Source organism: Stenotrophomonas genospecies 5 (assembly GCF_054473825.1).
Genome location: NZ_JBTMUW010000001.1, coordinates 1,188,272 through 1,208,385 on the forward strand (window position 1 = coordinate 1,188,272; position 20,114 = coordinate 1,208,385).

Annotated in this window: 20 protein-coding genes; 6 read left to right on the top strand and 14 right to left on the bottom strand. The window is 66.4% G+C overall.

What is annotated here, in order from left to right; genetic code table 11:
* Positions 1 to 18: 18 nt before the first annotated feature.
* The 9 genes from ACX9OW_RS05515 to ACX9OW_RS05555 form a co-directional block, all read right to left on the bottom strand.
* Positions 19 to 1,308, bottom strand: coding sequence for a serine hydrolase domain-containing protein (locus tag ACX9OW_RS05515; RefSeq protein ID WP_459062028.1), 1,290 nt, complete (start codon positions 1,306 to 1,308; stop codon positions 19 to 21).
* 90 nt (positions 1,309 to 1,398) lie between these two features.
* Entirely contained in the window at positions 1,399 to 2,349 is a 951-nt protein-coding gene (locus ACX9OW_RS05520; protein ID WP_459062029.1) for a DUF2268 domain-containing putative Zn-dependent protease, read from the bottom strand.
* Between the two features lie 19 nt (positions 2,350 to 2,368).
* Entirely contained in the window at positions 2,369 to 3,052 is a 684-nt protein-coding gene (locus tag ACX9OW_RS05525; RefSeq protein ID WP_111186930.1) for a hypothetical protein, read from the bottom strand.
* Between the two features lie 11 nt (positions 3,053 to 3,063).
* Positions 3,064 to 3,660, bottom strand: a complete 597-nt coding sequence (locus tag ACX9OW_RS05530) for an NADPH-dependent FMN reductase (protein WP_459062030.1) — start codon at positions 3,658 to 3,660, stop codon at positions 3,064 to 3,066.
* 81 nt (positions 3,661 to 3,741) lie between these two features.
* Positions 3,742 to 4,965, bottom strand: coding sequence for a hypothetical protein (locus tag ACX9OW_RS05535; RefSeq protein WP_459062031.1), 1,224 nt, complete (start codon positions 4,963 to 4,965; stop codon positions 3,742 to 3,744).
* Positions 4,962 to 7,493, bottom strand: a complete 2,532-nt coding sequence (locus ACX9OW_RS05540) for a TcfC E-set like domain-containing protein (RefSeq protein ID WP_459062032.1) — start codon at positions 7,491 to 7,493, stop codon at positions 4,962 to 4,964. Before ACX9OW_RS05540 ends, ACX9OW_RS05535 begins: the two co-directional genes overlap by 4 nt.
* An 83-nt stretch (positions 7,494 to 7,576) precedes the next feature.
* Positions 7,577 to 8,074 (bottom strand): CS1 type fimbrial major subunit, encoded by a 498-nt coding sequence (locus ACX9OW_RS05545; RefSeq protein ID WP_053515864.1) that lies wholly within the window; start codon positions 8,072 to 8,074, stop codon positions 7,577 to 7,579.
* A 66-nt stretch (positions 8,075 to 8,140) separates the two neighbouring features.
* Positions 8,141 to 8,884 (bottom strand): molecular chaperone, encoded by a 744-nt coding sequence (locus ACX9OW_RS05550; RefSeq protein WP_111186926.1) that lies wholly within the window; start codon positions 8,882 to 8,884, stop codon positions 8,141 to 8,143.
* A 172-nt stretch (positions 8,885 to 9,056) separates the two neighbouring features.
* A complete protein-coding gene (locus ACX9OW_RS05555) occupies positions 9,057 to 9,479 on the bottom strand; it encodes a hypothetical protein (protein ID WP_053515868.1) in 423 nt (140 codons plus the stop codon).
* A gap of 377 nt (positions 9,480 to 9,856) precedes the next feature.
* On the opposite strand from ACX9OW_RS05555, the gene ACX9OW_RS05560 reads away from it, so the two are divergent.
* On the top strand, positions 9,857 to 10,162 hold the full coding sequence (locus ACX9OW_RS05560; protein ID WP_154582308.1) for a hypothetical protein: 306 nt from the start codon (positions 9,857 to 9,859) through the stop codon (positions 10,160 to 10,162).
* A gap of 35 nt (positions 10,163 to 10,197) precedes the next feature.
* Here the strand turns inward: ACX9OW_RS05560 and ACX9OW_RS05565 are convergent, their stop codons facing one another.
* Both ACX9OW_RS05565 and ACX9OW_RS05570 read right to left on the bottom strand, forming a co-directional pair.
* Positions 10,198 to 10,401: a hypothetical protein gene (locus ACX9OW_RS05565; protein ID WP_459062033.1), complete on the bottom strand. Its 204-nt coding sequence runs from the start codon at positions 10,399 to 10,401 to the stop codon at positions 10,198 to 10,200.
* 90 nt (positions 10,402 to 10,491) lie between these two features.
* Positions 10,492 to 11,136 carry a LuxR C-terminal-related transcriptional regulator gene (locus ACX9OW_RS05570; RefSeq protein WP_065182299.1) on the bottom strand — a complete coding sequence of 215 codons (645 nt, stop codon included), beginning with the start codon at positions 11,134 to 11,136 and terminating at the stop codon, positions 10,492 to 10,494.
* An 83-nt stretch (positions 11,137 to 11,219) separates the two neighbouring features.
* On the opposite strand from ACX9OW_RS05570, the gene ACX9OW_RS05575 reads away from it, so the two are divergent.
* Together ACX9OW_RS05575 and ACX9OW_RS05580 are read left to right on the top strand one after the other, a co-directional pair.
* Complete coding sequence (locus ACX9OW_RS05575) at positions 11,220 to 11,858, top strand: response regulator (protein ID WP_459062034.1); 639 nt, start codon at positions 11,220 to 11,222, stop codon at positions 11,856 to 11,858.
* 264 nt (positions 11,859 to 12,122) lie between these two features.
* Positions 12,123 to 14,555, top strand: a complete 2,433-nt coding sequence (locus ACX9OW_RS05580; protein WP_459062035.1) for an ATP-binding protein — start codon at positions 12,123 to 12,125, stop codon at positions 14,553 to 14,555.
* Here the strand turns inward: ACX9OW_RS05580 and ACX9OW_RS05585 are convergent.
* Entirely contained in the window at positions 14,529 to 16,103 is a 1,575-nt protein-coding gene (locus ACX9OW_RS05585) for a S15 peptidase family protein (RefSeq protein ID WP_459062036.1), read from the bottom strand. The two genes, ACX9OW_RS05580 and ACX9OW_RS05585, sit on opposite strands and share 27 nt — an antisense overlap.
* A 205-nt stretch (positions 16,104 to 16,308) precedes the next feature.
* Here ACX9OW_RS05585 and ACX9OW_RS05590 point away from each other — a divergent pair, with 205 nt between their 5' ends.
* Positions 16,309 to 17,223: a hypothetical protein gene (locus tag ACX9OW_RS05590; RefSeq protein WP_459062037.1), complete on the top strand. Its 915-nt coding sequence runs from the start codon at positions 16,309 to 16,311 to the stop codon at positions 17,221 to 17,223.
* 93 nt (positions 17,224 to 17,316) lie between these two features.
* Entirely contained in the window at positions 17,317 to 18,012 is a 696-nt protein-coding gene (locus tag ACX9OW_RS05595) for an HAD family hydrolase (RefSeq protein WP_459062038.1), read from the top strand.
* Between the two features lie 45 nt (positions 18,013 to 18,057).
* Here ACX9OW_RS05595 and ACX9OW_RS05600 read toward each other — a convergent pair whose 3' ends face one another.
* Both ACX9OW_RS05600 and ACX9OW_RS05605 read right to left on the bottom strand, forming a co-directional pair.
* Positions 18,058 to 18,483 (bottom strand): VOC family protein, encoded by a 426-nt coding sequence (locus ACX9OW_RS05600; RefSeq protein ID WP_053515885.1) that lies wholly within the window; start codon positions 18,481 to 18,483, stop codon positions 18,058 to 18,060.
* Positions 18,484 to 18,493: 10 nt separating this feature from the next.
* Positions 18,494 to 18,955: a helix-turn-helix transcriptional regulator gene (locus ACX9OW_RS05605; protein WP_197600021.1), complete on the bottom strand. Its 462-nt coding sequence runs from the start codon at positions 18,953 to 18,955 to the stop codon at positions 18,494 to 18,496.
* Positions 18,956 to 19,159: 204 nt separating this feature from the next.
* Between ACX9OW_RS05605 and ACX9OW_RS05610 the strand changes: the two genes are divergently transcribed.
* Positions 19,160 to 20,032 carry an NAD(P)-dependent oxidoreductase gene (locus tag ACX9OW_RS05610; protein WP_081284411.1) on the top strand — a complete coding sequence of 291 codons (873 nt, stop codon included), beginning with the start codon at positions 19,160 to 19,162 and terminating at the stop codon, positions 20,030 to 20,032.
* Positions 20,033 to 20,114 lie beyond the last annotated feature (82 nt).

A 20,114-nucleotide genomic window follows, 5' to 3' on the forward strand; every position in this document is an offset into this window, starting at 1 on the left:
TCGAGCGGCGCTGGGCTCCTATAGCCGGATGGGACTAGCTGTGCTGCGTATTTCTGTGTGCACTGCAACATCATCCTGCACCCCGCCGATGCCCGTGGCGGGCGCAGCCAACGCAGGCATCGACTTCGCCAGGCGAATGATCTCCGCTGGAAACGTGGCGTAATCGTCGACCGGAAAGGCATGGCTTTCCCTGCGCTGGATCAGCCGGACCGCGACGATGCGCTGCTCCGGTACGACCACCAGGTGCTGGCCAAGATATCCATTGGCGGCGTAGGCGCTGACCGGACCACGCTGGGATTGGAAAAGATCGGCGATCTTCAGCCCGCGGCCGGTGATCTCGGTGGCGTACAACGGCTGCCAATCGTCGCCCAGCTGCTGGCTGAGATGCGCCATCAGCGCGGACTTGCTGGCAAAGGTGCTGCCTTCCGCCGCCAGCAGCGCATGCTGAAGCCGGTCAGATACGCCGCGCTCCCGGAGCGTGCGCTGCGCATCATTCCGCAGCGTGTATCGCTCCCATTCCGGCAGCCGCCACCACAGTAATCCGACGTCCGCAGACTGCGTACTCTCGACGGTCATCAAGGAGATCGCGTGTTCGCTCATCAGGCGCGTTCCGTCCTTGGCCACGCCGCCATCGAGCATCAGCTGACCAATGGCGGCCAGGTCCCGGGCTGACAGGGAGAGCCCGGCCATGCCCAAGGGCGTGCCCGCTTCATCCTTCATCCAGTCGTAGCGCGTGATCCCCAGGGGCCTGAAAAGGCGCGCCTCCAGATAGGCATCCACGGGCTGGCCGGCCAGGCGGGCAATGATGCCCGGCAGAAGATTGGTGGCCTTGTTGTTGTAGGAGAACGCGCTGCCGGGCACGGACGTGATTTCCGCTGCGAGCGCGAGCTGCACGAGATCCGGCGCAGATTCCAGCTCGACCCCCGCGTTGGGAACGTTCTGCAGGCCGGAGGTATGCTCCAGCAACATCCTTACCGTGATGTCCCGCTTCTGGCCCTGGCGCCATTCCGGATAGATCGCACTGACCGGTTCGTCCAGCGACGCAAGCTTCCCGTCATCGAGCAGCAGGCCGATCGCCAGCGCCATGATCGACTTGGTGGCCGACATGAGGTGAATCGGCTCGCTGGTCGAGGCCACATCCAGCAGTGGAACACCGTCCTTCTGGATCAGCACAGCGTCGGAATGGGCAGCACGCCCGTTACGCTCGATATCCGCCAGCACATCGGCAGGCGACTGCCTGGCCTCGGCGAAAGGACAGTACAGCGCGAACGCCAGCAATACGGACGCCACGTGTCGGATGGCAGACAAGGCAATGCTCCTTCCTGGGACATGCGGTCAGAGTGGCGATGGAGGCAGATCGCCTGCAGTGCCTGAAGTCATGGCTCCAGCACGACCTGCCTACCGCGCCCCGGTACTGCCGGGAACGCACGCCGGCGTCCAACCACTGGCGCTGAACAGCGCCTCTGCGGTTTCGGGCCTTACATCCAGCAGCTCGGCGATGGCCTTCTGCCTGTCGTCGGCGCGGTTGACGTACGCCCGCGCGATGCGCTGCCCGATCCAGTAACCCAGATCGCCGCGGCGGGTGTCGTCGCCAGGGCCGTTGTACAGCCACCGCGACAGGTCGGTGCTGTCGCGCTGCGCGACGAATTCCCGTTCCAGGGCGCATTCGCGCCCTGCGGCCCAGCGCCGCAGATGGCTGTTGGCGGGCTGCCCGGAGATCAGTTCACCCACATACTCTGCACCGCCCTCCAGCAGCGTCTGGTACAGCAGCGTAGGCGCCGGTACTTCAACAGCGGCGCCGTGCTGTTGCACGTGCACATACTCGTGCGCAATCAGGTGCACGAAGCGTTCCGTCACATCGGCCTGCATCCAGTCCGCGTTGCAGAGTGTCTCCAGGCCGATCACCACGCCGTCGGGCGTGGTAACGCCACCGGTGGTGCCCCGTCCGACGAGGAGGGTGACCGGAGGAAAACGGGCCGACGGCACGATCTCGCCGAGATTCCGCAGCGCACGGGTCACTCCGCTGCGGATGCCCGGCAGTGCCGCAGCACACGTGCGCGCCTTCACATACAGCGCCGGCTTCTGCTGGATTGCATCGGCAAGCCGCTGCATCGAGCCGATACGCAGTTCGCTGAACTGATGCAGCGCATCGCTGCCCGGCTCCAGATAGCGGCGCTGCAGCAACAATGCATCCGGCCTGCCACCGCTGGCGTCCATCACCGCGAAGAAGCGTGTCACATCATCGGTTCGCACGATGGGTGCGCGCGCCCGAGTCTCCGCCTGTGCGGCCGTGGCCAACAAGGCTATTGCCAGCCCACCGGCGATCCATCTGCAGATGACCGATGCCATCGACCGCCGCGTCCGGCGTCTACTGCGCACCGGCTTCCGGGGCCAGCGTATGCACCACCCTGCCCTGTGCATCGAGGAACTCGATGGCACCATGGCCTTCGGCAGTGACGGTCAGGCGCAGGCGGGTCCGGTCCTGCTTGTCATTCAACGCGATGGCCGGCGTGCCGTCGGCGCCCACCACCATCTGGATGCGCGTCGGAACCTGCACCCCCGGCACCAGCTTGTTGCCCAGTGCGGCATCGCGGATCGGCGGCGGCGCCTGGTTGATCGAGAACCGGACCTCGCCATCGGGCGATACCCGCCAGCCGATCGCGTCCATGGCCGGATGATCCAGCGCCAGCACGGCCATCCCGCCCTCGATGTCAGCGGTGCCGAATCCGCCGCGTTCACTGCCCTTGTCGTCGTACAGCACCATGCCCGCGACGTTGAACGCGCGCTTGTACTGGATGCCATCGATGATCGGTGCCGGCGTCTGCCCCGACAGCGTCATGCGGATCACGCCCTTGTCATCCACGATGTCGATGCGGCGAGCTGTGATCCGCTCGCTGTCAGGACGTTCGACGCGAGTCTGCGGCGAGCGGTCGACAATCAGCCGCTGCAACTGCTCGGACGACGGGCGCTTGGTGCTCTCGTCTGACTCGGCCCAGGCATTGCCGGTCAGCATCGCGGCCAGTGCAAGGGCAAGGCATCCAATCGGTTTCATGCGAGTGTGGTTCATGGCCTGCGCTCCCCGCGCAACTGGTGAATCCAGCTCTGGAACCCCTCCAGGAAGCGGTGCAACCGCTTGCGGGTGGCGTCATCGAAGTCATTCGTTGCGGTGTCGAGTGCCGATGCCGCCTCGGCAATGTACAGCTGCGGCGAGGTCATGACGAGTGCCCCCATCGCGGCCAGCGCGTGGCGCAGCTGCGATTGCGCCAGCCGTGTGCCCCACCGCCCCGGGGTGGCGCCCATGATGGCGACCGGCTTGCCGGACAGCACCTCACCCGGCGCGGCATCGTTGCGCGACAGCCAGTCCAGGGTGTTCTTCAACACGCCCGGCAGGGACTGGTTGTATTCGGGCGTGGCGATCAGCACGCCGTCGGCTGCAGCAACCGCAGCACGCAGGCGCATCACGCCGTCCGGACCACCCGCTGCGTCTGCTTCCAGGTCTTCGTTGAACAGCGGAATGTCAGCGATGCTGTCATGGACGGTCAGCGACAGGCCGGCCGGCGCCGAGCCCGCTGCAGCGTCGATCAGGTGCCGGTTGTAACTGTCCCGGCGCAGGCTGCCGGCGAAAGCGAGTACGCGCAGGGGGGCGGAATTGTCAGGCATCAGAGGTTCCCAGGAAGGACCGGATGGAGAGCACTCGTCCGAATGCTCTGCCGATGATGCCAGACACCACACGTCGCAGCGCTATGGATCTGCGTCGAACACCACGGTGACGCTGCCCTGATACGTGGTGCCCGGGTGGTCCAGCATCTTCCGTACCGGCTCGCCGTTCACGGCGAACCGAAGCGTCGACGAACGCCCGATGATGACGGCATCTGCGGTGAATACAGGCGGAGGCTGGTTCACCCGCAGCGGCAGATCCACCACCTGGCGGCCGCTCGCGCGATCACGGAAACCCGGCAGTGTCAGGCTGACATCCAACGGAACGTCATCGGCATCAACGCTCGTATTGCGGATCCCGCAGCGCCCGTCCGCCTGCAGGTGCTCGCACTGCATCGAGACACTGAACTGGCCGGAACTGCTGATGTGGAACGGAACCTCCTGCTGCAGCCGCGCCGGTGCGATGCCATGGTCGGTCCACTGGCTCCACCCGCCTCTGGGCGCCAGCACCGCGTGATCCATGCCGGGGGCCACATCCAACCGGAACGCATGGCGCACCTCCAGGCGGAAATGCACGTTCACCAGGCTGTCGGACAGGGATACCCGGTGCCCGAGGTCGAAGTCACTGCCCTGCCCGGTTCCCCCGAACGAGAATCGGGTCGAACCGGTGTAGATGCCACTGCGCATCTCCAGCGGCGCCGGGGTTTCCAGCGCATAGACGAAATCCAGTGCTGGAATGGCATAGTTGTTGGTGTTCACCCAGTGCAGGCCGCAGGCGACGGCGCCCTGTCCGCCGTCGCTGCGCAGGAGCATGCGCATGACAGTGTAGGCACTTGATCCTGTCACCCCATACGAGCAGTTGTTCGGTCCGCCGCTGGAGTAGAACCCGCTCGACGCCCCGTCCCTGTCCTCGTCGGTGAACCGCATCGCCGCGCCGATCACCCGCAGGGTGAGGTCGAAGCTGCTGGCGCCATCCTCGGACGTGACGGTCACGATGCGCGGTGCCGGCATCGCGATATAGAAGCCGTCCGGGCCGTAGTCCGCATTGCGGATCACCTCCTTGCTGCCACGGACGGTCGTATCGATGCTCCACCAGTTGTTGGCGATGCAGGTCGCCATATGCGCATTGGCACAGACCCCGCTCCACGGCGTGGTGTTGACGAATCCCCGTTGGTTGGGGTTTGTCAGGTCAGGCTTGAACTCGGCCGTGATGTACACGTCGCCCGCCTGCGCGGCCAGGGCGGGCAGCAGCATCGACACGCCGAGCGTGAGCCGGCGAAGGAAGCGGCACAGCAGATGGAACATCATGGCGCTTCTCCAGCATGGCCGGCCGCAGCCTGTGCGGCCAAGGCCGAAGGTGGACATCTGAGGACGCCGGCCATCCACATCTCCCCACGCGGGCGGGTTGTGCGGCCATCCAGCTCGAAACTGCATGCGCTGATGTCCGGATGACGCACCACCAGCGTCGGCATCCGGCTGTTCATCTCCAGGGCGAAGAAGCCATCGGCCTCGGCGACACTGCGCCCGGCATGATTGACCACGTGCGCACCCGCGAGCGGCCGCCCCTGCGAGTCCTGCAGATGGCCCATCACGGTGATCGTGCTGACGACATCGACCTGGTTGTAGGCGATGCCGCCCTTGTTGAGGTGATAGGGCAGCACCGACGGCTGGATCGCGGCGGCCGGCGCATGGTGATCATCGAAGTCGAGCTGGATCGACCCGGGCCTGTAGGCGGACACCGGCAGCAGATTGCGGCCGGGGCGCAGGATATGGGAACCGCCACGGCTGTCGTGGGCACGGATCGTGGCGCCGGCCAGGTCCGAACGCACATCGATGATCATGCCGGTGTCAACCATGCTGGCCTGGCCGTCGCCTGCGATCGCCAGGGAGCCTCCGCCCACGGCAAGCGTGCTCTCCAGATTGACGCCCCCGCTCACACCACCGTCCAGCGAAGAGCGCTGCAGATGGAGATCCCCGCGCAGTGCAGCCGACTCGAAGTGGGCGTTGCCGCCCAGGCCGATGCCCGTGCTGTCCACGGTCGCCTGCCCGGCGATACTGTGCACGATGCTGTCTGCGAAGCTCTGTTGCACGCCTGCACTGGCGTAGACGTCACGTCCTCCCCGGGCCCCGGTACGTGAGCCAAGGCTGCCACTGTAGCGCCGCCCATCCTGGCCGAGCGCGATGTTCAAGGTGAACTCCACGCCACGATTGCGTCGCAGGCCCGAGCTGATGCTGCCGGGGCGATCGAAGACCGAGGCCCGCCAGTTGGCGTCACTGCCGAACAGCGTCTGCCGACGGCTGAATGAAAGGTCGAAGCCGGTGCCGCGGCTGATGCCCTGGCTGTGTGAGATCCGGGCCGAGAGCTGGCCATGCCGGCCGAACCCGTGATTGACCCCGACTGCGGAGGTGCGCAACCAGCCCTCGCGCACGGGCGCGCTGGTGTACCCGGGAAACGGCGGAGGCTCGATGAGGTCGCCCTGCGCCTGCCAGCTCCGCGTATGCGAGGCGACCACGCTGCCATTGCGGTAGCGCAGCAGGCCCTGCAGGTCCACGCCCTTGCCGGTCCGGTTGGAGGTATAGGCATTCGTGTAGACATTGGCCCAGTCGTTGACCTGCCAGTCGACTGAACCGGCAAGCGAGCGCTCGTCCCCGATGGATTGCACAGCAACGCCAAGCACCGCACGTGGATGCGCAAGATAGTTGACCACGCCGCCCACGGCAGGCCGGCCCGCGCCGGGATCATCGAAGCTGTCCAGCAGGCTGTCCTGCACGCCGGCAAAGGCACTGTAGCGCCAACGCCGGCTGGGATCGCGCCACTGGGTGGGTTTGTGGATGATGGACGTTGTCCGTGACGTCTCGCGTCCGTCCTCGATCACACGCAGTTCCACTTCATAGATGCCGCCAGGCAGACGTCGCGTCTCCACCTGCTGAAGCCCCGGACGGACCGCCTGGGTCAGGATCAGGCTGCCGTCACGGTAGACCTCGACGCTGCCCTCGCGGTTGGCAGTCACGTATACCGGGTACAGGCTGGGCGAACGACTGTCCACCAACAGCGTATCGGACGAACCGGCCATCACCCCGAAGGTGGTGAAACGGTTGCGTCCTGCGCCACGGGGCTGCCGTGTAACGCCGTCGAAACTCGGGAGGAACCATCCTGCACGCAGGAAATGGTCCTTGAACTCACGCTGCGCGTGCAGTGACTGCAGGACATGGCGGACGCGACGATCATCCTCGCCGCTGCGGTCCGCCTGGTAGCTGGCGTCCAGTGTCCAGTTGCCGACGCTGCCCTGTGCGGCGAGCGCGTAGCGACCGGCAGCCCGCTGGCCCTCCCCGCCATAGGCATTCAACTGGTGGCGCAGGATCAGGCCACTGCTGCCGGAATCAGGCAGCGACAGGTGGCGCTGCACCGCAAACGCCTGGCCGGCCGCTTCGGAGGCGATCGAAAGCAGGGAGCTCTCGAGGCTGTAGTGCAGGCCGGCGAGCCCATCGCGGCACGGCTTGGTGCACGGGCCGAGGGCATGAGGGGAGCCCAGCACGGCCAGCCAACGCTCGCGCTCGCTCTCGGGCTGGGTGCTGCCGTGCGCGTCGGTGAACTCCAGCAACGACACCGCGTTGTCGCGGGTAAGCACGGCGCGCGCGTCACCCAGGTACTCGCCGTCCCGTTCTACCCGGACCACCAGCGGCACATCGAAGAAGTGATCGCGGAAGTCATCCGGCAGGGCATCGGACTGCTCCAGCAGATTCAGTGTGTCCAGCGCGCCCTCGGCAGCCAGCACGGCAGGCGCGGTGCAGAACAGCGCGAGGGTAATGGCGAGAGGGAGGGTGCGCGGAGACATGATGGCTTCTTGTTGAGTCAGAATGAGGCGCGCGCCCGCTCTCCCGGGGGGAGCGGGCGCGCCCGGTCTGCACAGGACTGTGCTTACGGCGAACGGCTTTCGAACATCATCGAAACGGTGCCGCTGTAGTTGCCCTGCAGGTAGTCGCCGCCGGCCGGCGCCGCTGCGATGGACACGAGGGCACGCTTGCCAGCCGCAGCCTCGACTTCAGTCGCGACTTCAACGGCGGCGGCCGGGCCCACGTCCAGGGTCTTGCCGGCCACGGAAACCGTCATCGGCATTTCACCGGCGTCTGCCGCCAGCTTGGCGTCGTAGGCAAGGTGCGCAGTGATCGCACCCAGGCCGCTCTTCATGTCGATCTGCTTCTGCACCGGCTCCAGGCGCTGCGTGGTCATGTTCCACGGCAGGTCCTGGGTTTCGCCGGCCCAGTCACCCACCGGGGAAATCTGCAGGCCGGTCGGCGACGGCACGGTGGCCGTGACGTTGATCTGCAGCGGGAACTGCTCCGGATCGGCGAAGGCGACGGCCGGCGACAGGGTCAGGGTGGCCAGGGCGGCCACGGTGATGGACTTCAGGTTCATTGCAATTGCTCCAGGGTTGGAAAATGCCGACGTGTGCGGCGGTGGACGCAGCTTCAGAGGAAGCTGCTAGTCGAGCAGGACGGATTTGCGGGATTTCCCCTCGACGATTTCAAAGCGATGGTCTTGGCCAGGCAGATGTGCGAATGCCTCGCTGCGTCCGGGCAACAGATGCACCCTGCGCGACGCTCCGCATTGCCCGGGCTGGGTGCCGGTGCTGCACTGGCGCACGTTGTCGAGCACCACGGTGCTGTTGCCCGCGTTGTGCACCACGGTGCGGTCGACCTGTCGATCAGTGCGCAGATCAGACAACGGCTTTTCCGGATGCACGATGACGAAGACGCCATAGCCGGTGAGCACGTTGACGCCGGCCGCGATGGAACGGCGATAGTCCTCGGACTGCGCCTCGGTCAGTGCGAACTCGTCCTCCTTCTTCGGCAGCACAGGCACGAAGCGGACACGGTAATAGCGCTCCTTGTCACGATTGCCGTGGAAGAGCAGCCGCGTGGCCTGCTGCCCTTGGCGCGGAACGATGAGGCGCGAAGGGCTGGCAATCAGGGCATTGCCACCACCGCCATACACACCCGGCTCCACATCGACCTCGTAAGGCGTGTTGTCCTCCGTGTAGCGCACCTCGGTGACCTGCACACGCACGAATGCCGTGGCGTCACCGCTGTTGCGGACACGCTTCAGCAATGCGCCCTGGTCGGGCAACAGGTACTCGTACATGGCGCCGACGTGGATCGACGGCATTTCGGCGCTGGCGAACGTGGGCAACAGCAAGGCTGCGCCCAGCAGAATGAGGCGTTTCATCGGAGCTTCCTTGAGGTCGGGGTGCGGCGTTGCCGACACCCTCTTCGTCGAAGGGCGCTACGATAGGGACGGATACTCTGCCTGGGTATGCAACTATTCCGAATAATTCGAAATCCCGGGCCGCGCGGATGAACGGCTCAGCTTCGTGTACTGCGCACGCTGTAACAGGGAATCAGCGGGTCGCGCCGCAGCTGGAACAGTGGTTCGACAGGCCCATCAGAGCGATCACATGCTGGCGGACCGCATCGTCGGCGCACAGGATCATCACGCCTTCGCCATCGGGCACCGAACGGAACATGCCGTGCAGGGTGATCGGAGCGGCGGTGCGTGTGGATATGGCAACGGTATGGATGCGACCGCGGCCGCACGCGCTGCGCAGCGCACGCTGCTCTGCCCCGGTGGCCTGCCTTCCTGCGTGACCGACGCCACGGGGCTCCAGCCCGATGCTCACCGTCAGTGACCGGCCCATGAACCGGCTGGTGATCACCGGCACATCGCGATCGGGGAATCGGCACAGGAAGGCAATGTGGCTGCGCACGCCTGCCTCTTCCGATGCAGATGACGGCCCCAGGATGGCACCTTCATCATGGGGCATCGTTGCGGAGTCCCGGCACAGGCAGTGACGCAGATCCGACAGTACTCCGGCTCCCGCTGCGAACATCGTCTTGACCCCCTCGACATGGTCCATGTAGGTAACAGCCCCCTCGCCGCTTCCTGCGCCGGCGCGCCGTCCATGCTATGTCCGCCGGCTGGAGCACTCAATCGAACAACTCCGAAGTTCAGCGCGGATCGCCCTGTCCGGCCAGCTCGGCAACGAATGATTGATAAAAGTTCTATGGAAAGAACGCGGACTTGATTGCACTGTTGCCATATTGCACTGCAGCGAAACCCGCTGGAGTTGCACTGTCGGCGCGATGGCGCGCCGTTTGACCCGGCCGGAGATGCGGTGTTCGGATGCGTGTGTGCTTTCTGATGAAGTTCGACCTGCGGCGTGATCGCCATGGCCTCGCGCCCCCGCTCTACGCCTACGTCTGTGCCCATGCGACATCGCGGGAGATCGCACTGCGCAAAGCCTCGCGCGTGCTGTCGAGAATCGTGATGGACGACAGTCAGACGAAGTGGATGATGATGGAGTGCAAGGACGTGGTGCAGGCATGTCGCTCCGGGCTTCTGCCCGTGGAAGAGACACTACTGGAGCAGGCAAGCGCGGCGAGGTCCGGCGTTGCTGCACTGTATCGGGAATCGGTGCAGATCGTGGGCGTCACGGAACAGCGATGATGTGTGCGGGCGCCCCACTCCACACGCGTGGCCGCCTAGGCCTGCCGGGGCACGGCGCTGCGACCGCCCACCTCGTCGCGACGATGGTTCTCCCACGTGCTGCGCAGCTGCCTCCGCTGCGGCGCGGACGCGTACATGTAGCCGTTCAACGAATCAAGGAACCACCGCTGCTGCTCGACATCCAGTGCAGCGAACCGTGCAAGCACTCCGGCTACGCAGGCATCCAGTTCAATGGTCATTCCGCTCCCCCGGACTACGAGTTAAGTTGCAGTCACTGTATGGATGGCAGTTCACTTCCACAATCGAACTAGTTTGCAAATGCCGCAGGCCTATCCGCCATCGGCACAGGTCACCCAGCCATTGGCAGCAGCATAGCGATGGACATCGATGGTGCTGTTGAGGCCGAGCTTCTTCATCGCCGAGCGCTTCTGTGCACTGATGGTCTGTACGCTGCGGCACAACTGGCGGGCCACCTCGCGCTGGCTGTAACCTTCGACCAGAAGGCGCAGGACCTCCAGCTCGCGCCCGGACAGCACCACGCCCGGCAACTGCTCATGCAGCGAAGCGAGTTCGAGCATCCGCGGCGACAGGTGGTTCCTGCCGACCGCCGCGGCGAGAATGGCCGGTGGCAGGTACTCCAGCGGATCGGACTTGGCAACGATGCATTTCACGCCGGCCCGCTGCGCATGCTCGATGATGTGGCTGCTGTCGTTCCCGGTGAGCAGGACGAGCGCCGTGCGAGGAAAGCGTCGCAGGAGGAAGCGGATCAATGACAGACCGTCTCCGTACTCGCCACCCGGCATCGAGTAGTCGATCACCGCGACCTGCACGCTGGTGGTGGCCAGCAGGTTGACGAGCTCGCTCGAATTCCTGGCACACCCCCGCAGGGACAGGTCCGGGTGTGCGGCGATGAGCCGGGCAACGCCGATGGTGACCACGGGGTGATCATCGGCGATGATGAATTCGACAGGCATGTTTCGCGCCTCCTTCTGTTGACGCTTGTCAGGTTGGCCGTGAAGTTTCCTGTTCGCGAAAACGCAATGCGAAGGAAAACACTATGAAAGACCGAGTCGAGGATGTTGTCATTGCCGACGATCATCCGATCACACGCTTTGCGGTTGAGGCGATCGTCGATGAGCAGGCAGGATTCCAATGCCTGGCCAGCGTTGCAAACGGCGTCGAACTGCTGGACATCCTCGCTGTCCAGCCTGCCGATGTTGCCGTCGTCGACTACTCCATGCCCGCTGGCGACGGCTGCGATGGCCTGGCGTTGGTGGATACGTTGTGCAGCAGGTACCCGGCACTGCGCATCGTGGTTCTCACCGCGCTGGACCAGTGGCCGATCATCCAGGTTCTGCTCACGCGCGGGGTGGCCGCGGTGGTCAGCAAGTCGGATGACCTGCGGCATGTCGCCAGAGCGTTGCTGGCCGCATCCCAGGGACGCCGGTATTTCTCACCCGCCATCCTGGCCAGCCGCGATGTGAACGGATTCGATTCCGCCGGCGAACTGCTCTCGCCTCGCGAAGCACAGGTGGTACATCTGCTCCTGGCGGGCAAGGGCGTGAATGAGATTGCGCTTGAGCTGGCGGTCACCAAGCAGACGGTCAGCACCCAGAAGCGTGCGGCAATGCGCAAGCTCGGCGTGAGCAGCAATGCCGAACTTTTCAGGTTCGCATCGGAGTTGGGACTGGAATGAGCGCGTCTGCCGACGGGCGCGCCCAGGGTCGCGTTGGCACCTCGTGTAGTGGGAAGGCGGCAGCGGGCCGGGGCAGGAATGATGTACGGCTCGTTCAGGTTCTCCAATACAATTAGTTGCAAAGACGCATCGGGCACTCTTTGCTAGCCTTCCAGCACCGAAATGGAGGAGCACCGCGGGGTGACAGCACCGCGTCGCCACGGCTTCTTCAGCACAACGTCCCGTGAGATCCGCTCACGTGCTTTGCCCGCCTCTGGAAGGCCGATGAAACGATCAACAGGAATGGCCGGGCTGCTGGCTGCAGCCGCGCTTCTGCTCTGCGCGCTTGCCACGGGAGTCCATCACTCCTCCCGCAACCACGACGTCACGCAGGCGCGCATCATCCGTGTGGCCGCCGATCCGCAGTTGGACGGAGGGCGTGCGGTTGGCTTCGCCACCGGGAAAGGTGCTTCCGCCTATCGCTACATGATGCACATCGCCGGGCTCGCGGGCGTCCGCTTCCAGTTCGTACCCACCGGATCGCCCACGGAGGCCTACCGTCAGCTTCAGTCGGGCAAGGTGGATCTGGTGCCTTCGGTCATGGACCTGGATCTTCCGCAGGATGACCGCTTCCTGGTGTCGCCACCCTACTTCGAGGGCAGGACACTGCTGTTCTCGCGCGCGGCGGGGCCCGGTTTCGCTACGCTTGGCGCGCTGGCCGGCCACGTGGTCGCCGTACGCGAGGGCAGCCAGTACGTCGACTGGATCCGGCGCCATCATCCGGATATCAAGGTGCTGGAGTTCACGGGAGTGCCGCAGATCCTCGGTGCGGTCGAGTCGGGAACGGCGGATGCGGCGCTGGGAACCGATGCGCTGTACAACCCGGTGATCCGCCGATACTTCCAGCATACCCTGGTCGCGTCCGGTGCGGTCGCGGAGCTGCCGATCGTGGTGCGTGCGGTGGTCAGGCGCGAGGACAAGGCGCTGCTGGACACCATCGACAGCGGACTCCGCGCGCTTTCGGTCGCCCATCACCGGGATGTGATCGATGGCTGGCTGGAGACGGTGTACCGCACGCCGCCCTCGGTCGGCGCAATCCTGCGGTACTACCGGACGGAAGCGATTTCCGCCGCGCTCATCCTGCTGGCGCTGGCGTTCGCGGCCTACCAGATGAAGCGATCACGGGATCTGGCCAAATGCGCCGCGCAGGAGAAGGCAAGGATGCTGGCCGTGGTCAGCCATGAAATCCGCAATTCGGCCAATGCGCTGCTTTCGGCAACCGACCTGCTCGGCAAGGGACCCGTGCTTCTGGAGCAGGAAGAGGCGCTCGATGCAGCCCTGGCCAGTGCCTCCAGCCTCAGTCTTCTGCTGAACAACGCTTTGGAGTACTCGCGATTTGAAGGAGGCAGCCGCGCAGCGGAGCCAACGCGGGTCGCGCTGCGCCCCCTGATCGAGGAGTCGGTGCGCGCGTTCCGCCCGCAGGCGCGCGAACGCAACGTAACCTGCCATGTGGAACTGCCCGGTGGCGAGCCGGGCGATCTGTGGATCGATCCCATCGTGGTGCGGCAGGTGGTTGTCAACCTGTTGTCCAACGCGATCAAGTTCACACGCAACGGTGACGTACGTGTGCGCCTGTGGGTGGAGGCCGGCACGTCCGGGCACTGCACGCTGAACATCGAGGTCATCGACAGCGGCATCGGCATGAGTGCCGAGGAGCGCGACGCCTTGTTCTCCGACTACTGGCAGAGCCAGCAGGGACGCGCCCTGGGCGGTGCTGGCCTGGGCCTGTCCATCTGCTCGCGCATCACGCAGCGGCTGGGGGGTTCCATCCAGGTGGAGAGCAGCCCCGGAAAAGGCAGTCGCTTCCACGTCGTGCTTCCCGCACGTCACGCGCGAGCCTGCGAAGCTTCCGCTCCCACGCTCGCACTGCAACAGCAGGCGACCGCCACGCCCGGGAATCCATCGGTACTGATCGTGGAGGATCATATCTACAGTGCACGGATGTTCAAGGCGCAGATCGAGGCGATGGGGCTGTCGGTGACCTTGGCGACGGATGCTGCGCATGCCCTGCGCGTAATCCGGACGGCTCCTCAGTTCGGCTCGATCCTGCTGGACTGCAACCTGCCCGACATGGATGGCTACGCACTGTGCCGGCGGATCCGCGCGATTGAGCACTCGCGGCGGCAAGGACGTGCCAGCATCCTGGCGATCTCAGCGATGGAGGGCGTTGAACATGCGAAGGAGTGCGCCGAGGCGGGGTTCGATCACGTCGTGACCAAACCTCTCTCCACCTTCCAGCTCAGGGCCTGGCTGGGCCGCGGACCGGGGGACGAGATCGCACGCGGAATGCTGGAGATCTTCTGGGAATCGTATGACAGCGACCTGCAGGCTCTCCAGGTCGCGGTCGAGGCGGGCGTCTGGGGCAAGGCCAGCGACATGGCCCACCGCATCTGCGGCAGCGCGGCCATCGCTGGCGAGCGTGGCATCGAAGCCATCGCGCGGGCCCTGATGCCGGCACTGCGCCAACGCACGGCAGACCCGGCGTCGGCCAGTGACATCGCCCGCCTCATCGAAGACCTGCGATGGTATGCGGCGCATGGCACGCGGATGCAGCAGGCGCCGCTGGCAGCGGCGCCGTGCGCTTCCTCCGCCGCACGCGGCCGCGTCCCCGTCGAGGAACGCGGCATCGCCTCAGTGCAAGGGCACCCGCAGGACTGAAGGTGCGTTGGCCGGGGAACTGAAGGTGACCGTTCCGCCCAGCTGGCTGACGCCGGCATAGCGCAGGTCCACGGTGTCGATCACCAGGGTCAGCCGGCTTCCGGCCGGGATGTTCCAGCTGCTCGCTTCAAGACGCAGATCGAGCGTGCTGGCCTGCCCTGGGGTCGCGCTGCGCAGGGTGTACGGCTTGTGGCTGATCAGCTGCCCGTTGCCGAGGACGTCCTCGACGAACAGATACGCATAGAGCGTGGTGTCGGCCCGGCTGGGGGTGACGGTGACGCGCACTTCCGGCATGCCGTCCAGGCGACGGGCGCTCCAGTAGACCGGGCTCTGCCAGACGCCGGCGGCATTGCGGCCGATGAAGGGCACGTAGGCGCCAGGCGCAACGTTGACCATCTGCAGGGAGCCGGACACCATCGCGACACCGGAGTTGGCAGCGGTCGGCAGGCCACTGCCGATGCGGTAGCTCCAGCCGCTGCTGCGCCCGTTCTCGACCAGGCCGCCCGTGGGAAGCAGCAATCCGCCCGGCGCGGTCAGCGCGTACTGGGTCGCCCCGGCACGGGTCGCCTGCCAGTCTGCATAGGTGTTCCAGCTGCCCTTCTGCGACTTCAGCTGCACGGCCGGGGCACGATCGATGCCGTTCGCCACGCCCTTGAGGTAGTGATCGAACCAGTCCCCCACCGAGGCGTAGACCTCATTCGGCACCCCCAGCGCACCCAGCGCCTCGTTGAGGGCATGATCGCCATGACGCAGCTGCAGCTGCTTGGGGCCAGTCAACGCATTGAAGAAGTCCACCAGCTGGCCGGGCGGGAACAGGCTGTCGTTGAAGGCATTGGCCAGGAAGATGGCGGGGCGGTTGGCGTTGATCTCCGCCACGCTGGCGGACGGGCTGCGCAGTGCCGCAACCGGCAGCAACGATTCCACCGCGCCCTGGAAGTTGCCGGTCACCACCCTGCGGTTGATCGTGGCCAGCTCCTCACCGGGACGGCCGGTGGCCAGGCCGGCGGCCACCAGCAGGGCAATGCCCTGCGCGCTGGGGGTGTCATTGCTGTACAGCGCCGCCTGCAGGTCGGCCCAGCCGCTCAGTGCGGCCACTGCCTTGATGCGCGGATCACGCGCCGCCGCCAGCAGGCTGGTGCCGGCGCCGTAGGAGATGCCGGAGACACCGATGCGGGCAGGATCGGCCCGGGTGTTGTCCAGCGCCCAGTCGATCAGCGCGCTGACATCCTCCACGGTGGCGGGTCCGGCGATGTCGATCGCCCCACCCGACTCCCAGAACCCGCGCGAACTGTAGCTGAGCACGATATAGCCACGCTGGGCGAGCGCCTGCGCGACGCCGACATATTCCACGCTGGGAACGGCCCAACTGCTGGGCATGACCAGCAGCGGAAGGCGTCCCTCGCCCTGCCCCTGCGGCTGGATGACGAATACCCCGAGCGGTGTTCCGTCCCAGCTGGGTATCGTCTGATGGGTGGTGGTGACGGTCACCGCCCAGGCGGCAGGTGACAGACCGGTCAACAGGATCAACAGCAGCAGCATCTTGCGCATCGTCGTTTCTCCCCGTCGCTGCAGTGCGACGAGCCGGACCGTACCAGTGCGAATGGTGGGAGACACCTTGCGACGCAACATGGCGGGAACGCCCCTGTCGCCAGGCCTGAACATGAATGCGGCGTGCTAGGCTTGAGCGTGCCGATGCAGGCATACAGACAGCTCCCTCCCCGTGCTGGTGGATCCGGTTGCCAAGAAGAGGTCGATGGTGAAGTTCCCGTCCCGGATGGCCGCGTGCGTGGCCGCCCTGCTGGTCCTCCTGGCGATGACGCTTGTCGTCGCCTCGCGGCGGTCTGCGGACAGCACGCAATCCCCCACGGCCACTACCGGAGCCGAGGCTGCGCTGCACGGTGCGCCGGCGTCGGCAGCCGCCGCGGGTACCAGACAGGCCAAGGCCGTGCTTTCACCCATGGCGCGCTACCGCGAGGCGGCCCGCCTGGATCTGCTCATCGCCGACCTGGAGCAGCGCTCGCGAAGCGGCGACGCCGACGCCAGCCTGGCCCTGAGCCGGATCTACGACGAGTGCATGATGTCCCTCGACCCTACGGCACTCGCGACGATCGACATCCCGACTGCGCGCCGTGCGGCCCTGATACGCAGCCATGCCTGGTTGCAGAGGCGCTGTGCCGGGGTGTCGCTGCGCATTCTCGAGAGCATCAGGAACGTCCGGCACTACCGAAGCCTGGCCGCCCGGCAGGGCAGTCTGGTGGCCCAGATAGAAGAGCAGATCCCGCTTGCACGTTCTGATCTGTCCCTGGCCGATCACAGGACGCTGATTGAAGCCGTCCTCCTGCAGGAGGATGGCGAGGCGTACGTGGCTCTTTCCAACCTGATGGGTTCAACGGCAGCCGGCAGGCGCGAGCAGCTGCAGGGCGTTCCCGCCGGCAGCGAGGTCGCCACAGCGGCCTGGATGCTCGCAGGATGCCGGCTCGGCATCCCCTGCGGAATCGACTCTCCGCTGCTCAACCGCTTGTGCGGCCAGTCGGGCATGTGCGGGCCGGAGTCGGTCGAGGACCTGTTCACCAGCGACCTGCAGCCGGAAGACAGGGACGCTGCCCAGGCCGGGGCCGATGCGATCTTCGCGTTGGCGCATCGCATGGGACGGGAGCCGGGCCTGTAGTCGGCGCGCCCTCGGCATCCCATGCGCAGCCCGGCAACCCGGCGCTGCGCGAACCGGCGATAATGATGGGCTTTTCACTGGCAGGAGTTGTCGATGTCCCCCTACCCCTTCGATGCGGTGCTGTTCGACTGCGATGGCGTACTGGTGGATTCCGAGCCGCTGGTGGCCCGCGTGCTCTCCGAGATGCTGAGTGCGCGCGGCTGGCTGCTGACCCCCGCCCAGGCAGGCGAGGTCTTTCTCGGCAAGTCCGTTGCCGGATTGGCCGGCCTGATCGAGGAGCGCACGGGAAAACCCTTCACCGCCGAATGGCTGGAGGAGTTCCGCCAGCAGCGCAATCGTGCCCTGGAGCGGGACCTGACCGCCATCGAAGGTGCCCCTGAAGCCGTGCGGGCCATCCACGCCGCCACCGGCGGTCGGATCGCCTGCGCGTCCGGCGCGGACCTGCACAAGGTGGAACTGCAACTGCGCAAGGTCGGGATGTTCGACGCCTTCGAGGGCCATGTCTTCAGCGGCCAGGACATGCCGCGCAGCAAGCCACATCCGGATGTCTACCTGGCCGCTGCCGCTTCGCTGGGCGTCGAGCCGCAACGCTGTGCGGTGATCGAGGACACCGTGACCGGCGCTGCGGCCGGCGTGGCCGCGGGTGCCACCGTGTTCGGCTTCAGCGAGGGCGGGCCGCACCACAGCACCCCGGAGGCACTGCGCGCCGCAGGTGTCCATCGGGTGTTCCAGCGCATGGACGAGCTGCCGGCCCTGCTGGCCGCCCACGCGGCCGGCGCCGTGGCGTGATCCGGTCAACCGGATGCAGCGTGGGGCCGGCCCCGCGCCCGCGGCTCATGGCCGCCGCCTCGCATCGGACCGGGCCTCGATCATCTTCCAGCCATTGCCGGAAGGATCACGGAATCCGGCATCGACCGCGCCGTAGCGCTCGACCGGTTCCTGGGTGAACTCGACCCCGCGCTGTCGCCAAGCTTCGTAGGTGGCCCGGCAATCGTCCACCGCGAGCACCAGGGGCGGCATCGCCCCCTTGGCCAGCAGCTGCTGCAGGCTCGCCGTGGTGGCGGCGTCGTGGACCGGTGGGCCGGGCCGGAACAGGCCAAGCTGGACGCCGTCCTGCCCGGGGCTGCGGACCGTCAGCCAGCGGTAGTCACCGTTGCGCACATCGGTGTGCACCTCGAAGCCTAGCTTGCCGACGTAGAAGTCGAGTGCTTCATCCTGGTCGCGCACGTACAGGCCGACCACATTCACGCTGTTCGTCATGGGACCTCCCTCAGTCAGGGGCGACGTTAGCAGCGCTGTCGCGTCGCCGCTTCTCCAGAACTGCGGTCTTCAGGTCAGGGCGTCGCGCCGCGCGGGCGTGGCACTCCGGTACCCGACCCTGCGCCGCCACCCCTGCGCGCTCGCGTTCGCGGATGGCACCCGGGCTGGCGCCGGTGATGTCACGGAAGATGCGGCCAAAGGTGCCCAGGCTGACCCAGCCGGTCGCCAGTGCGATCTCGGTGATGGGCAGTTCGGTCTCGCGCAGCAGGGCAACCGCCCGCTCGATGCGCCGGCTGAGCAGGTAGCGATGGGGCGGTATGCCAAACGCCTGCTTGAAGGAGCGTGCGAAGTGCGCCACGGACACTGCGCTGACGTCGGCCAGACGGGCGACCGGCCACGGTTCGTGGCTGGCGCGGTCCATGCAGTCGCGGGCACGCAGCAACCGGCGCAGCAGTTCCGGGCTCTGGTTCATGGCCTCCCCGCATGCACGAGGCAGGGCCACGCATCCTCCGCGCACGCCACCCCTTCAATGGCGTGCGAGGATGCGGACAGGGGCGATGGGTGTCGGGCGGCCATGAGCCGGCCCAGCCTGCGTCCCCGACTGCGCGCGGTCAATCCCTGCCAGTCGCCGGCGCCCTGCGGCATGATGGGCGCCTTGTCCCCAGTGGAAGCAGTCATGCCTGTCGGATTCATCGGGCTCGGAGTGATGGGAACGCCGATGGCGTCGCACCTGGCGCGGACGGGAAGCCAGGTACTGGGATGGTCGCGCTCGGGCCGCAACGACGCCGAGGCGGTCGCCGCCGGTGTCGAAGTGGCCGATGGCGTTGAAGACGTGTTCGCTGCCTGCGGCACGATCATCCTCATGCTCGCCAACGACGCGGCGATCGACAGCGTGCTGGCACGCGACAGCCCCGAATTCGCCGCGCGTGCTGCCGGTCGCCTGCTGATCAACATGGGGACCAGCTCCGCGTCCTATTCGCAGGCATTGGCACAACAGGTGCGCGCAGCCGGCGGGCGCTATGTGGAAGCCCCGGTATCCGGCTCGCGGGTGCAGGCCGAAGCCGCGCAGCTGGTCATCCTGCTGGCAGGTGAAGACGAGGACGTCGCACAGGCCTCCGCGCTGGTGGCGCCGCTGGGCAGGCAATGCGTTCCCTGCGGCAATGTTCCCGCGGCATTGCGCATGAAGCTCGCCGTGAACCTGTACCTGATCACGCTGGTGACCGGCCTGGCCGAGGCCGTGCATTTCGCCGAAGCGCACGGCATTCCGCTGGAGCGCTTCGCGCAGGTGCTCGATGCCGGCCCGATGGCCAGTGACGTTTCGCGGATCAAGCTCGACAAGATGGTGCGCGGCGACTACGCGGTGCAGGCGTCGATCACCGACGTGCTGAAGAACAGCCAGCTGGTGGCTGCGGCGGCGCGCGATGCCGGCATCACGGCACCGCTGATCGAGGCCAGCGATGCTCTCTTCGCTCGCGCCCAGCGGCTCGGCCTGGGCGGGCTGGACATGGCGGCCGTGCTGCAGGCGCTGCGAGGACCGCCCGCCGCCTGATTCAGCAAGGGATGGCACGCCCGCCCCCGCCCGCTGCTATATTCAGGCGGGCTCGACAGGCATGGTGCCTGTCCACGCAACA